This window comes from Pseudomonas fluorescens (assembly GCF_902498065.1).
In the GTDB taxonomy this organism is placed as follows: domain Bacteria; phylum Pseudomonadota; class Gammaproteobacteria; order Pseudomonadales; family Pseudomonadaceae; genus Aquipseudomonas; species Aquipseudomonas fluorescens_BJ.
In genome coordinates this window covers 1,163,354-1,177,407 of the sequence record NZ_CABVIR010000001.1, presented here as the reverse complement: position 1 = coordinate 1,177,407, position 14,054 = coordinate 1,163,354, and the positions used below count along the sequence as shown (strand labels likewise).

Annotated in this window: 11 protein-coding genes and 3 pseudogenes; 6 read left to right on the top strand and 8 right to left on the bottom strand. The window is 53.4% G+C overall.

Features of this window, described 5'->3' with window-relative positions:
* Positions 1 to 7 precede the first annotated feature (7 nt).
* Entirely contained in the window at positions 8 to 1,015 is a 1,008-nt protein-coding gene (locus F8N43_RS05730; protein WP_150653365.1) for a zinc-binding alcohol dehydrogenase family protein, read from the top strand.
* 109 nt (positions 1,016 to 1,124) lie between these two features.
* Here F8N43_RS05730 and F8N43_RS05725 read toward each other — a convergent pair whose 3' ends face one another.
* Entirely contained in the window at positions 1,125 to 2,108 is a 984-nt protein-coding gene (locus tag F8N43_RS05725; RefSeq protein WP_150653364.1) for an LLM class oxidoreductase, read from the bottom strand.
* A 750-nt stretch (positions 2,109 to 2,858) separates the two neighbouring features.
* Here F8N43_RS05725 and F8N43_RS05720 point away from each other — a divergent pair.
* The gene (locus tag F8N43_RS05720; protein WP_150636614.1) at positions 2,859 to 4,166 is read left to right on the top strand and encodes an OprD family porin; all 1,308 of its coding nucleotides are present in this window, start codon (positions 2,859 to 2,861) and stop codon (positions 4,164 to 4,166) included.
* A gap of 319 nt (positions 4,167 to 4,485) precedes the next feature.
* A complete protein-coding gene (locus F8N43_RS05710; RefSeq protein WP_150636618.1) occupies positions 4,486 to 5,301 on the top strand; it encodes a CmcJ/NvfI family oxidoreductase in 816 nt (271 codons plus the stop codon).
* Positions 5,302 to 5,315: 14 nt separating this feature from the next.
* On the opposite strand, the pseudogene F8N43_RS29470 reads toward F8N43_RS05710, so the two are convergent.
* The 5 genes and pseudogenes from F8N43_RS29470 to F8N43_RS29465 form a co-directional block, all read right to left on the bottom strand.
* Positions 5,316 to 5,483 (bottom strand): annotated as a pseudogene (locus F8N43_RS29470) (LLM class flavin-dependent oxidoreductase); the annotation flags it as partial.
* Between the two features lie 3 nt (positions 5,484 to 5,486).
* Positions 5,487 to 6,587, bottom strand: coding sequence for a low temperature requirement protein A (locus F8N43_RS05700; protein WP_150653363.1), 1,101 nt, complete (start codon positions 6,585 to 6,587; stop codon positions 5,487 to 5,489).
* 521 nt (positions 6,588 to 7,108) lie between these two features.
* On the bottom strand, positions 7,109 to 7,636 hold the full coding sequence (locus F8N43_RS05690; protein WP_150636621.1) for a DsbA family protein: 528 nt from the start codon (positions 7,634 to 7,636) through the stop codon (positions 7,109 to 7,111).
* A 17-nt stretch (positions 7,637 to 7,653) separates the two neighbouring features.
* On the bottom strand, positions 7,654 to 8,190 hold the full coding sequence (locus F8N43_RS05685) for a redoxin domain-containing protein (protein WP_150636623.1): 537 nt from the start codon (positions 8,188 to 8,190) through the stop codon (positions 7,654 to 7,656).
* 36 nt (positions 8,191 to 8,226) lie between these two features.
* Positions 8,227 to 8,532: pseudogene (locus F8N43_RS29465) on the bottom strand (TolC family protein); the annotation flags it as partial.
* A gap of 428 nt (positions 8,533 to 8,960) precedes the next feature.
* Here F8N43_RS29465 and F8N43_RS05670 point away from each other — a divergent pair.
* The 3 genes and pseudogenes from F8N43_RS05670 to F8N43_RS05660 all read left to right on the top strand — a co-directional run bounded on the left by F8N43_RS05670 (position 8,961) and on the right by F8N43_RS05660 (position 12,785).
* Positions 8,961 to 11,726, top strand: a pseudogene (locus F8N43_RS05670) (AAA family ATPase).
* A 192-nt stretch (positions 11,727 to 11,918) separates the two neighbouring features.
* Positions 11,919 to 12,353, top strand: coding sequence for a phosphate-starvation-inducible PsiE family protein (locus F8N43_RS05665; protein ID WP_191630115.1), 435 nt, complete (start codon positions 11,919 to 11,921; stop codon positions 12,351 to 12,353).
* A 228-nt stretch (positions 12,354 to 12,581) separates the two neighbouring features.
* On the top strand, positions 12,582 to 12,785 hold the full coding sequence (locus F8N43_RS05660) for a hypothetical protein (RefSeq protein WP_150636627.1): 204 nt from the start codon (positions 12,582 to 12,584) through the stop codon (positions 12,783 to 12,785).
* Between the two features lie 189 nt (positions 12,786 to 12,974).
* On the opposite strand, the gene F8N43_RS05655 is transcribed toward F8N43_RS05660, so the two are convergent.
* Both F8N43_RS05655 and F8N43_RS05650 read right to left on the bottom strand, forming a co-directional pair.
* Positions 12,975 to 13,475, bottom strand: a complete 501-nt coding sequence (locus F8N43_RS05655) for a cupin domain-containing protein (RefSeq protein WP_150637040.1) — start codon at positions 13,473 to 13,475, stop codon at positions 12,975 to 12,977.
* A 68-nt stretch (positions 13,476 to 13,543) separates the two neighbouring features.
* Positions 13,544 to 14,050 (bottom strand): transporter suffix domain-containing protein, encoded by a 507-nt coding sequence (locus F8N43_RS05650; protein ID WP_150634318.1) that lies wholly within the window; start codon positions 14,048 to 14,050, stop codon positions 13,544 to 13,546.
* Positions 14,051 to 14,054 lie beyond the last annotated feature (4 nt).

Genomic DNA, 14,054 nt, shown 5'->3' with positions numbered 1-14,054 from the left:
AGTGTCCATGAAAGCCATCACCTTTACCGAACACGCTTTGCCCATCGACAATCCACACGCATTGATCGACATCAGCCTCCCGGTGCCCACGCCTGGTCCACGGGATCTGCTGGTCGAAGTTCGCGCGGTGTCAGTAAATCCGGTCGATACCAAGGTGCGCGCCGGAACTTTCACAAAAGAACCCAAAATCCTCGGCTGGGATGCCACAGGCATTGTCCGCGAGATCGGCTCTGAAGTGACGCTGTTTCAGCCGGGCGATGAAGTGTTCTATGCCGGCTCGATTGCCCGCACCGGCAGCTACAGCGAATTCCATCTGGTCGATGAGCGGATCGTCGGGCACAAGCCTCGGTCATTGAGTGCCGCCGATGCGGCAGCGTTGCCGTTGACCTCGATCACTGCCTGGGAATTGTTGTTTGACCGGCTTGGTGTCGTCGAGGGTTCGGGGGAGGGCAAGTACCTGTTGATCACCGGAGCGGCTGGCGGCGTCGGTTCGATGCTGGTGCAACTGGCCCGACAGTTGACCCGCCTTACCGTCATCGGAACTGCCTCACGCCAGGAGACCGCTGATTGGGTGCGGCAGTTGGGCGCGCATCACGTGATCGATCACAGCCAGCCACTGTTCGCACAGGTGCAAGCGCTCGGCGTGCCGGAGATCGACTATGTCGCCAGCCTGACTCACACCGAACAGCACTTTGCACAACTGATCGACGTGCTCAAGCCGCAAGGGCGTCTGGGTGTGATTGACGACCCCGACAGCCTCGATGTGATGCCGCTCAAGCGCAAGTCGCTGTCGTTGCATTGGGAGCTGATGTTCACCCGCTCGCTGTATGAAACCCCGGACATGATCAACCAGCATCATCTGCTCAATCGGGTCAGCACTCTGATTGACCAAGGTGTTCTGCAAACCACTGTGGGCGAGCACTTCGGTGCGATCAATGCGGCAAACATGCGTCGTGCCCATGCGCTGGTCGAGAGCGGCAAGGCCCGGGGCAAGATCGTTCTAGAAGGTTTCTGACTTCACTCCTCGGGCGGGCTCGCTTGCGGGCCTCTGAACCGCCTGCGGCATCACTGCCATTCTTTATGTCGCAGAGTTGACGATGAATCCGTCCAGTAACGTATTGGTTTCAGTTCGCTTCGTAACGAGGCTGTACTCCGAATTGCGGAACGATGTGAGTGCCCAGCTCCTCAATAACTTGCGCAGCAGGGCGCTTACCGTATTTGAGATTCAGGATAACGTGGTCCACCCCGATTTCCTGAAGCACCTCCAGCAAACCCCGGAGGTGGTCGCGTCCAAGCCTGAACCCCAAATGAATACGAGTGGGCGGCGTTGACGGGTTCTCAGCGAGGTCGATGTATAGCGACTGAGCGAAGGGCTTATAGACGGAACCACATTGCTTCATGACCTCCAGCCGCCAATCTTCCACGATCAGTCGCTGCATTTTCGGTTGGCGTGGATAGTTGATCCATCCGGTGCTTTCGCGCGCGATCCAATCCAGTGACTGGCGACTATTCCCGGTCACGAGCATTGGAATAACTTGGGTCGTAGGTTTCGGAATGAGGTCTGCGCCCTGCATCTCACCACCGCTCCAGCGGATGGGTTCAAAGCTGGTGCTGTGGGCTCTGCGAATCACCTCGTAGTACTCTCGAAAAATGTCTCCGCGCCTTTCGGCATCGACGCCAAAAGCCGAAAACTCCACAGGGCGATCGCCGGAAGCTACCCCCAGAATCAAGCGACCTGCGCTCAACTGATCGACGCTGGCCGATGCCTTGGCCGTGTGCAGCGGATGGTGTAACGGGATGGCAATGGATGCGGTGCCAAGCGCTATCTCTGACGTATGAGCGGCTATATATCCCAGGTAAACCCAGGGGTCGAAGACTTGGCCGACATCGCCGAAACCAGGGTCGCGAAGAGGCACGTCGCGAAACCAGAGCGCGCAGAAGCCCAGCGCCTCTGCTCGTTTGGCCAATGCGACTTGGTTGAGCATGCTCGGAGTGTCCCCATCGAAGGCCTCCAAAGGAAAGAACAATCCAAGGCTCAAATGACCCTGAGTGAAGGTTCGGCTGAACCCTCGATGCTGCTGATAAGGAATCGTGCTCGGCCGATACATACTCATCTTCCTCAATGGGAGAAACGTGAACAGCGCCCCTGTTTAAGAAGTGCTGCGGCATCGGTCGCTTGGGAACGACAGGTGGGTAGTGCGTGCAGCCTTTATCCGTTGCGCCATACATGCTGGTCGGGTCGACCGGGTGAGGGGACAGCTGCTGGCAAAACGCGTGGGCAGGCCCGGATTGGCGATGAACGGACGGTCAAAATAAATTAGATCGTTCCGGCCCGATACATCGCCTGAGCAAAAGCAGGGAGACCATCCAGCAAGAATAGGCGGCGTTGCGGGGAACCGCCATGTTCGTCGTCCGTCCCGGTACCTGACGCAGATTGGTTACACCGCAGTCTAGGCCTTGGGCGTCGTGATCGGCGCGCCGCGGGTTGCTATAGAGGACAGTCGTCAGGTCAGCCCGCTGAGCCTTTGGGTACTCGACCGACAATTGTGTCCGGCCCCAGTCCTGAAATTCAGACGATAAGATAAATTTTCAGACCGCAACGCAGAACTCCATTTCCCCAGGCAAGGCACTCCCTGCGCCTTTCTCACACAATCCGCTCTAACGCTATCGCGCTGCATAACAGAAACAGGTGCGATGAGCGACTTTGGAACTTGCATTAACAATATTAACTTGATGCAGGAGGGGAGGTATCGTCGACTTCTCGTTTTCAGCAGGGTATTAAGAATAATAAAAAACGCACACCTGAAAATTTTGCGTTGCTTCTATCACTTTAAAATAACAAATGGAGCGCTATATAAATGAGTGGAAAAACAATAACTGCAAGTTCGGTGTTTCTTAGTATCACCCTGAGTGCCCAGGTGCATGCTGACTTCCTGAGTGATAGCAAAGCCACCTTGGGAATGAGAAACTTCTACTTCAATAACGACAACCGCGATGGCGTTGCCGCACCTTCCAAAACCGAAGAATGGGCGCAGGGTTTCATGCTGGACTTCAAATCGGGCTATACCGATGGAATGGTTGGCTTTGGTGTCGATGGCCTGGGGTTGCTGGGAGTTACCTTGGACAGTGGCAAAGGACGGCATGTCGGTAGCAGCATGATGCCTTCTGACAGTGACAACCGTGCCGTCGACGAGTGGAGCCGGCTCGGGCTGACCGTAAAAGTCAAAATGTCGAAAACTGAACTTCGCTACGGCACTTTGATTCCGAAACTCCCAATTCTGGTCGCCAACGATGGGCGCGTGCTTCCACAAACCTTCGAGGGCGGTCAAATCACCTCGAGCGAGTTCAAGGGGCTGACCTTGACTGGAGGTCGGATCGAACATGCAACAGGACGTGGTTCGAGCGATCAGACGGGGTTGGCCGTTGCTGGTGGTACGCGGGAAAGCAATCAGTTTGACTTCGCCGGGGGCGATTGGAACGTCACCAAGGATCTGACAGCTCAGTACTACTACGCCAGCCTCGACAACTACTATACGCAGCATTTTATGGGATTAATTCACACCCTTGCCCTCTCGGACAATCAGTCCCTTAAAACCGACCTGCGCTATTTCAAAACTGACTCGTCAGGGGCAAATAGCTCCGGGACGTCAGGCTACAGAATGAGTGGCTACACCAAAAACGGTAGTGGAGAGATCGACAACCGTACCTGGAGTGCCGCGTTGATTTACACACTGGGTGGTCACGCGATTACTGCGGGGTACCAAAGTGTGTCGGATGGCAGCAACTTCACTCAACTCAGTCAGGGTAGCCTGACAGACAAGGGCGCCGGTGGAGCAAGCCTGTATCTGTATACAGACCGCCTGATCCAAACTTTCACCCGTGCAGGCGAGCGCACAGCTTTCGGTCAGTATGCTTACGACTTCGCCGCTCTGGGTGTCCCTGGCCTGAAAGGCTCGGTCATGTACCTCTCCGGCGATAATATTAAAACTACGTCAGGCAACAACCAAAAGGAATGGGAAAGAGACATTAGTCTGGACTACGTCCTTCAATCCGGAGCGCTCAAAGGCGTCGGGTTCGGCTGGCGTAACGGCAAGTCCAACAGCGAAGCATCTCGAAACGTAGATCAGAATCGAGTTTTTGTAAGCTATAGCATTCCGCTTCTCTAGATAGTGGTGCGGGAAGTTTGATTTAACCAACGTCCGAACCCGTTATGGCAGACAAACGATTGTAAAGGGCGGGCCGGGATATCGGATGCTCATGATCGGCGCAGACCCGGAGTGCGACACGCCAGTCATGGTCAAGCTGGTCGTCGATGCTGAGGTAAGAGTGGTCCTTTTCTACCGGTCGGGTGCCATGCACCTCGGGCTACATTTGATAGTGTCCATTCGAAGGCATACGATTGAGCGGGATGGTGTCTACGTACAAGTTACAGATCCGCCACGGTGACACCACGCCGGAAGCGGTCAGCAGACCGGGAGGTGTTACTTGAAGCACACAACTGATACGCCCGCTAGCGTCATCACGACACTGACCTACCTGGTCAAGCACGATGCGAAGCCCTATGTGCATACCGAGGCTCTGACCGGTGACAGTGAACCGCACTACTTTGCCGAGCAGGAGGAGCGCGAGGTCACGATACACAACGGTCGTCCGTTGGCAGGCAGCCTGTCTCTGGACAAGCAGGGGTTTGAGCTCCATCGGCGGGATACGGTGGTCGACGACCTCTACGACGATGCTTTGGTGGAAAGCGTCTACTATGACGAGGTCAAGGCCTTGATCAAGGAGCTGACGGGCGCGAGCCGGGTCGTCATCTTCGACCACACCAGGCGCAGCGACGCCGAGGGGCGGGATATTCGCGGCCCAGCCAGCCGTGTGCATAATGACTACACCGAGCGCTCGGGTCCTGAGCGTATTCGCGACGTGCTGGGCCAGGATCTGGCCGCCGCACTGGTGTCGGTGGCCCAGATTAACCTCTGGCGCCCGATGAGCGGGCCCGTCAAGCGCTCGCCGCTGGCCGTGCTGGACGCCTCGACGCTTGACTCCAATGACCTGCTGGCCACCGACTTGGTCTATCCGGATCGTATCGGTGAGATCTACCACCTGGCCTACAATCCGCAACAGCGCTGGTACTATTTTCCGGACATGCGCCGTGACGAAGTCTTGCTGATCAAGGGGTATGACTCACGTCACGACGGCCGTGCCCGCTTCACGCCCCATACCGCCTTCAAAGACCCCAATACGCCGCCGGGAGCCCCGCCGCGCGAGAGTATCGAAGTTCGCACCCTGGCCTTCTTTGATTAGGTTTTGCCACTTGTTGGTGTCTGCGAGTTATCTGTTAGGTCGATGTATAGCGACTGGGTGAAGGGTTTGAACAGCTCACCACATTCGGCACGAACCGCAGTGCGCCAGTCCTCGACAATCAGCTGCTGAGTCTTTGGTGCGCGCGGATAGCTGATCCACCCGTGATATGGCCTAATTATAAAGATTCAACGATATCTGAAATTTAGAAAAACATAACAGATCATGGTTGCTGTTAGGCCGACCAATATGTACTCGACGCGGGGTAGGAATATAACCAACCCACCCAAAGAAAACACGATCAAGGTGTTTTGTAGTATGTATTTCCTTATTCTAGGTACGGCTATGAAATAGCCATATTGCTTACCTAGGAAAAATAAGACCATGCCGATGATTGACGTAATCTGGAAATCGCGCATCGCAATGTCATTCAAGATCGCATGCCTGATCAAATTTGCGAGAAGTGCTAGCCCCATAAATAGAAAAAGGTGCGAGTAGATTAAGGAGTGTCCACTCATACTGCTTTCATTTTTGCTCAGTAGGTAAAAGCTATCAAAATAGATCCACCAGATACTGCAAATCATGATAAATCCGGTGATTGCCGCCATCACATTATAACGATCCCATTGAATGTCAGATAACCCTCCAGAAAGGCTAATTACCGACTCGCCCAATAAGATGAGGGTGAGTAAACCTAGTCGTTCAACCAAATGTTCTGTATGTGCGGGCAATGGCTTTAGCTTACCCCAAGAAAATAGAGGGAGCAGAATGTCAAGTAAAATCCCAATGTAAGCGACAAGGTAACGCATAGGTGGGTCAAAAAGAATGGATGAAAGACTAACAACTGCGCTAACTAACAGGGCGAAGCCAAGCCTGGAGGAGAATTCGCTACGGTGATCGAATTTATTTATGGACGTAATGTACATAATACTGATGATGGCACGTATACCAAAATAGCAGGCAATAACAAGCGCATAGTTTACTTCCAATTCTTCCCCAATCCGTGCAGACAGCACAATGAGCAGCAACATTAAAAATAATGTTGCCAAGCGGTGAAGGTTACTGTCTGTATCAAACCTATTTGAGTAAATCGTGTGGCTGGACCAGATCCACCATAATGGAACAAAAAGCAGTAAAAATGTCCATAATTGCTCCTGTTCAAAGTGGCCGTGATGAAGATGTCCGAGAGTATGCGTAACCTTGCCAATTGCAACAACAAAAATGAGGTCAAAAAACAACTCTAACCATGTGGCGTGTCGATTTTTTTCATAATACTTCAAAGATTTCATTCGCTGCTGGCTCCGTGTGCACCTCTTTAATGTAGAAGGAAACTAACGGATAAGCGAACGGGTGGACGGGTATAGGCGTCAACCTTTGGGGGCGGTCGCAAAAACTGAGTGCAACACCTGACCTAGTCCACCACCACGTCTGTTAGTACGGTCAATACAGAATCCAGCGTGCCATCGGGCCGATAGCAACATTGCGCACGGGCGGACCTTAGCGGGCAACTGGGCTGCTGTTCCGCCAACCATTCATTCAGCGCCTCGACCAGGACACGGGCCTCGACTATGGAATCTTCCGAGCTGTCAAAAATTAACATCGCCAATTTTTTATGTCCTCGTTTCGCTGGGCTGATATTTTCGTGCCGCTGCTTTATGAGCGATGCTTATCGTTGGCAGCACCGTGGATTCTTCAATCTCCCGTATTGAAATATTATCGAATGCACACCTGGTGCGCTGCGCAATGGGGCACGTTCGCCCTCGGCTACGGTGTGGGTGATGCCAAGCGATTTCACTATCTAGCGATTTCGTCAACTCACTAACGAAAGCTCAATCATCTGACTCATCTCGGTGAACTCTGGAGCCCCGTCATAGCGAAGCCCGTCAATGTAAAACGCTGGGGTGCCATTCACGCCGCTGCGTACGCCGCCATTAAAATCGGATTTTATTTTGGGTACGTAGGTACCGTCTTGCATGGCAAGATAGAGTTCTTCGTCGGAGAGGCCATGTTTTAGAGCGATGGCCCGAAACAGCGGCAGGCCCAATCGATCCTGATTTTCATACAATTCGTCGTGAGCCTCCCAGAAGAATCCTCGACTCCCGGCAAACTCAGCGGTGACAGCTGCAGCCATCGCATGCGGGTGAGCAGTGGTCAGTGGAAAGTTACGGAACACAAACTGCAGATCATCGCGAAAATGCTGCTGTAGCTTTTTGACGACCCAATACGCTAAACCGCAGTAGGGACATTCATAGTCGCCAAATTCCACCAGTGTGACCTTGGCATGCGCACTTCCCTGGCGATGGTCGCTGGCACTTACCGGGACTTTGAGAGTGGCCATGGGATCACCTGTTAATTTTAGGTTGGCGTGCTTTGTGATGAATTCGCCAGAGCATCCAGCGCATCCAGAATGCCGTCCGCCCCCGGATTGATTGCCATTGGTGAGATGTAGCTCCAGGCGATCACTCCCTCCTTGTCAATCACGAACAACGCCCGCTTACAAACTCCCAGGTGGGCGTCGTACGCTCCATACTGTCGCGCCACAGCCCCTTTGGGCTCGAAATCGGCGAGCAGGCTGAAGTGAAAATTCCGATCTTTGGAAAAGGCCTGATGACACCAAGCGCTGTCGACCGAGATACCCAGTAGCGTCGCACCGTATTCTCTGAATGTGGGTAGCAACTGGTTGTACAAGGTCAGTTGGTCGCCACAAACCGAAGTCCAGTCTGCGGGATAAAACGCCAGTATCACGGGATTTCCCTTTAGCTCGCGTAGGGACAACTGCTGATCAGGGGTTGCGTACAGAGTGAAGTCGGGCGCGACAGTGCCGGCCGGCAGCGGCCCCTGAACCAGGTCGCCATTCGTTTCTTTCGCATCATCCAATTCTGAAGTGTGCATGGCTTGAGCCTTTATAGATGGGCGGTTGGGGTCTGCTCAGCGGGATACGACTTGCCCGGGGGGATAACTCCATCCACCGCCAAGTGATTTATAAATGGCGACGATGCCTCGATACACCTCGTTCGAGGTCTGAGCCTGAGTGTCTTCGGTTGCGAGACGTTCACGATCCGCATCAAGAAGCACGAGGAGATCCGCCGTGCCTTCGCGGTATTGGATTGAGGCCAGGTTGGTAGCGGAAAGGCTGGATTCGCTCTGACGCACCATTGACTATAGTCGTTGTTGGCGCTTGCCGTAATCGCTGAACGCGTTCTCCGTTTCCTCCAGCGCAGGCAAGACCTCGCGCGCTCGTTCTTTTGCTGTCATTTTCGGCGTTTTTTTTATCCGATGGTTTTGGTGCGAACCGCAATCATGTCCTTGCTGATCGATTCGCCCCTGCGAATTCCGACATCGAATCGTTGCTCGATCACGCTGGTGATTCCATAGCCTCATTTGCTGATGAGTTGGTGGTTTACGACTGGCGGTATTTTTGAGCACGAATTTATCAGACGTCGTTCGTCGGTATCCTGGGTCGCCCATAGCGTGTTTTGATGAGATCCGACTATCGTTATTGGACGGCGTCGTCTGCCGAGACTGCCATTCCCTCCAACGTAATCGTCTTCCTGAGCAATCTCAGCGTATTGCGGATCTCATGCCCCTATGTCTTGAGCATCGTTTACGGGGACGTAGATCCATCTGAATGAGTCCGTGTTATCCATCTTTGGAGACAACTCATCATGGCTACTCTCTGTGAAATATGTAATGCGAGACCCGCTGTAGCGCGAGTGACCGTATCGCAAAATGGCCAAGCCAGGACAATGTCCATTTGCGACCACGATTACCGTCAACTCTTACGCCATCAAAGCATGTTGAATCCATTCGACTCTCTACTGGGCGGGGGTGTGTCCCGCTTTTTCGACAGCATGGGCGGAGCAAAAGATCAAGCGGGTGATGACTTCAGGCTCTCTGCGCAAGTGCCTCGAGAATCTGTCGATGCAACCGATGCATTCAGTTCCCAGACGCTGGAAATCCTGCAACGCGCGGGTGAGAAAGCCCATGAGCTCAACCGTAGCGAGCTCGATACTGAGCATTTGTTGTACGTGCTTGCGGATACCGATGTGGGTACGGCGTTGCTTAAGGAGCTGAAGCTTTCTCCGGACGAGATCAAAGGCTACATCGATCAACATGCTCAGAGGGGCACAGCGGAGGCCCAGGCCCCGGTGGACCAGATGAGCATTTCGCCACGGTTAAAGAAAGTTTTCAATTTTGCGTTCCAGGCATCTCGTGATTTAGGACATTCGTACGTTGGCCCAGAGCATTTGTTGATCGGGCTTGCCTCTGTACCAGAAAGTATCGCCGGGACATTGCTTAAAAAATACGGCGTAACGCCTGAAGCCTTGCGGCAGAAGGTGGTAAAGGTGGTGGGTAAGGGGGCTGAGGATGGGCGAGTCGACACCCCGACGGGAACACCGACACTCGACAAGTTCGGTCGCGACCTGACGTCACTGGCTCGTGAGGGCAAACTCGATCCCGTACTGGGGCGCGCGCAGGAAATCGAAAATACCATCGAGGTGCTGGCGCGGCGCAGAAAGAACAATCCGGTTCTTATCGGCGAACCTGGCGTCGGTAAAACAGCCATCGTTGAAGGGCTTGCACAATGAATAGTAAAGGGCGATGTCCCTGAGATTCTGCGTGGCAGACGGCTTGTTGAAATCAATCTGAACTCAATGGTTGCGGGCTCTAAATATCGTGGTGAATTCGAGGAGCGAGCCAAGCAACTACTTGATGAAGTCGCCGCAAAAAGCTCGGAGCTTATTCTGTTCATCGACGAGCTGCATACGATCGATGGCGCGGGGCAGGGTGGTGAGGAGGGCGGCCTGGATATTGCCAACGTACTTAAACCCGCATTGGCACGCGGGGAGCTTAGTTTGATCGGTGCGACGACACTCAATGAGTATCAAAAGCACATCGAAAAAGACGCAGCGCTTGAGCGACGTTTTCAGCCTGTGCTGATATCCGAGCCCACCGTCGAACAGACCATCATTATCTTGCGTGGGCTACGCGATAAGCTTGAGGCTCATCACCAGGTCACATTCGCCGATGAAGCATTTGTGGCGGCAGCAGAGCTGTCGGATCGTTATATCACCTCGCGCTACCTGCCGGATAAAGCCATTGACCTGATCGATCAGGCCGCGGCCCGTGTTCGAATCAGTTCCTCCTCAAGGCCGGCTGGCATCCAGGAGCTGGAAGCCGAAATCACGCAACTTAAACGTGAACAGGACTATGCATCTTCCCGTAAACGTTTTGATGAATCCAAAGGCTTCGAAGAACGCATTGGTCAAAAACAAGCGCAACTGGGAGAGGAAACAGAAGCCTGGCAGCGCAAGACAGGTTCCGAAACCCTTGAGGTGACCCTGGAGTCAATTGCCGAGGTGCTGTCCCGTCTCACCGGTATTCCTGTGACCGAGCTTACGCAGGAAGAGCGTCAAAAGCTGTTGAACATGGAAGACACGTTGCGTGAGCGGCTGGTTGGGCAGGAAGACGCTGTTCTCGCGGTCAGCGATGCCGTTCGTTTGTCTCGAGCCGGCCTTGGCCAGGCGAACAGACCTATTGCCACGTTTCTCTTTCTTGGCCCTACGGGCGTTGGCAAAACTGAACTTGCCAAAGCGTTGGCGGAAACGGTGTTTGGTGACGAGCAATCGATCATTCGTATTGATATGTCGGAGTACATGGAGCGGCATGCGGTTGCTCGTTTGATCGGCGCGCCACCCGGTTATGTGGGATATGACGAAGGCGGTCAGTTGACAGAGCGTGTCCGCCGCAAGCCCTACAGTGTGATTCTGCTCGACGAGATCGAGAAAGCGCATCCCGATGTGAGCAACGTATTGCTGCAGGTATTCGACGATGGGCGTCTAACGGACGGTAAGGGACGTGTCGTGGACTTCAGCAATACGATCATCATTGCCACCAGCAACTTGGGCTCTCCCATTATCATGGAGAATCTTGAGCGCCCCGAAGATGAACGCCTTACGGATAAAGCGTTACGCGATGAACTAATGGGCGTCCTGAAAGGGCATTTTCGTCCCGAATTCCTGAACCGTATTGATGACATCATCGTGTTCCATGCCCTTACCCGTGACAACATCCGATCGATTGTGAGCATTCAGCTTGATCGGGTCATTCGAACCGCAGCTGCACAGAACATCACAGTGAAAATTGATGGCTCACTCATCGATCATCTGGCGGATGTTGGTTATCAGCCTGAGTTTGGCGCGCGCGAGTTGAAACGTCAGATTCGCCAGGCCGTCGAAACGCGGCTTGCGAAGGAAATGCTCGCAGGCAAGCTGCAAGCCGGCGACAGTGTTGAGTTGGGATACGACACGGAACGTAGGGAAGTGGTCTTCAATAAGGTGGAGGTGGATGCGCCAAAGACCTCCGGAAAGAGTAGTCCGCCAGACCAGCCAGATGATCTGGCACCTACTGCGGAGACTGGGACTTAGGCTCAACACACTCACGTAACCTGGGAGCAGGCCTGTTGATCACGACGTGCAGTGGTGTACTGGATCCTCAAATGCCTGGACGAGCCCGGCGGACCGAAGACGCAAGTGTGGAGGGTTATCGTGTCAAAGCCTGATTCTGAAAGGCGTGAGCGCAACTCGACGCTGAAAAATTTCAGACTTCAGTGGGCGCTGATGAATGCTTACGAACGTTTCGAACAATTGGTTGTTATTGCGCTCAGTCTCATCATCGCGTCTGTGATTTTGATGGCGCTACTGCAGCTCTGTCGCAGGGTTGTGCCGTTGGTGATCGGTGGTGCGATTGACCCTCTAGATCACGATGTTTTCCAGGCCCTCTTTGGCTCAATCTTCACCGTGCTGATAGCCCTGGAGTTTAAGCATTCGATTGTGCGCCCGGCCCTACGACGCAACAGCATCGTTCAGGTTCGCACAGTGCTGTTGATCGCCTTGCTGGCGCTCAGCCGGAAGTTCGTTATTCTCGATTCTGCCGCTACTCCTGCGCTCACCATTGCCGCACTGGGATTTGCCACCCTGGTGCTCGGCATCGTCTGCTGGCTCTTACGGGAGCGTGATAAGGATAACTTACGAGAGTGTGGTAAGGATGAATAGCTACGAGGGCTTCGCAATGCCAACAATTTTCCACCGAGAGAACATCAAGGCCAGCGAGATATTTCTATGTTGCGAGACGGTTACAGCGCGTTCATCGCATTCTGAGATGGCGGTGCGCCATCATCCGCAATACTTGTATAAATACGTATAGCGCTGACTGTAGATTTTAAGTAATGAACATTTTAGCCGGTTCCCCCGGACAGCCTTTCAGCGGCATAGGAGACAGGGATGTTCCGTCGTTTAGCTCAGGTGTTTTCTTCGAAGGGCGAGTACGTCAGCTCGTTCGTGAATCATGCGATAGGACAGTACAAACGCTACAGAAAAGCCGCCGACAAAGCCGTGGCCGCCGCACGTGAATACTTGGCGGTACCCAGCGGTAAAAATGTCTTCGAACTTTCATCGGCAGCCACCTCATTGAATTATTCGCCATGAACACGGAGGACATGGCCCGTTAAAAGAGTGGGCGTCAAAAGCGTGTTTGTCGAATCAGTGGCTTGGGCAGCTCATGAACATCTATGACATGACCTGTCGTTTAACATAATATACATTATACGTAACTAGATGTTTCTAGGCTGGCCCCGTTGCACGCAGATCTGGCGGTGCTGATTTCACCCTCAGCTCTCATTCTATTGTCAGCCGTTCAATCAGCGCCGAATGCTCGGGAAACTCCGCACAGAGCTTTTGCCTGTCGCCCATCTGCATATCCGCGAAATCAAACCCTGGCGATACTGCCTCACTGATCAAACCGAACCCTGCTGAGCCATTCAAAAGCTGCGAAGCTTTCCAGATGCCGCCTGGCACATGCAGCTGTAATAATTCTCCAGCGATGACGTTGCTGCCCATCACGACAGTTCTCAGTTCGCCATTAGGAAAAATCAGGCTGTACCGAATGGCATCGCCCAGATGGTAGTAATGCACGATGTCGGATTGGTTAAAGTGAAACTGGCCGATCGGAGAATCTGTGGTCAGCAAGTAATAAATGGACGTCATCAAGTAACGTGGACCACCAACCGTCTCGATCAGAGGTTGCTGATCCGCCTGAAAAGTTCTTCGGTAATAGCCACCCTCGAGATGTGGTTCCAGGTTAAGCGCCGTCACTATTGCTTCACTGATAAGCCGCAATTGTTGCTCCAGATACCATGATGGCAAATAGCTATACTAAATAGCTCTTTAGTTAAGTTATTCAATCATCACACCGCACTCGTGTTCACGACCCGTGCGGTGCGAATGAACAATGCACGCACTTTTTCCCAGAAGTTTCCGCCGAGTACAAAAAAGCTGCCGATCAACATCAAGTCGCCCAACAATTGCAACTGCCAGAGATTCGGCCTGAGTCCAGGCCAGATACTGTCGACGTAGGGCTCCAGAAATGCCGACACCAGCGGCAGACAAAACATCACCACGCCGATCCGATGACGCCACGGCCCAACTTCAGTGTCGACTGTCGGCGCCATTGAAGACACGTAGCCAAATACCCGGCTTTTAAGTTGCTGAAACCCCGCCTTGCCCATGACCGCAATCACGATAATCAACAGCACTTTGTTACTGATAAAAAGGACGCCTGTCAGTGCCGCGATCCTGGAACCCGGCATGCCCGCTGCCGCCAGGATGGGCACCAGTAGCCATGAGCCGAGCATCAGGCAAATGATCGCAATACCCAGTTTGAAGCGCCATCCAGCGGTATGGGGTGCATTCATGGCT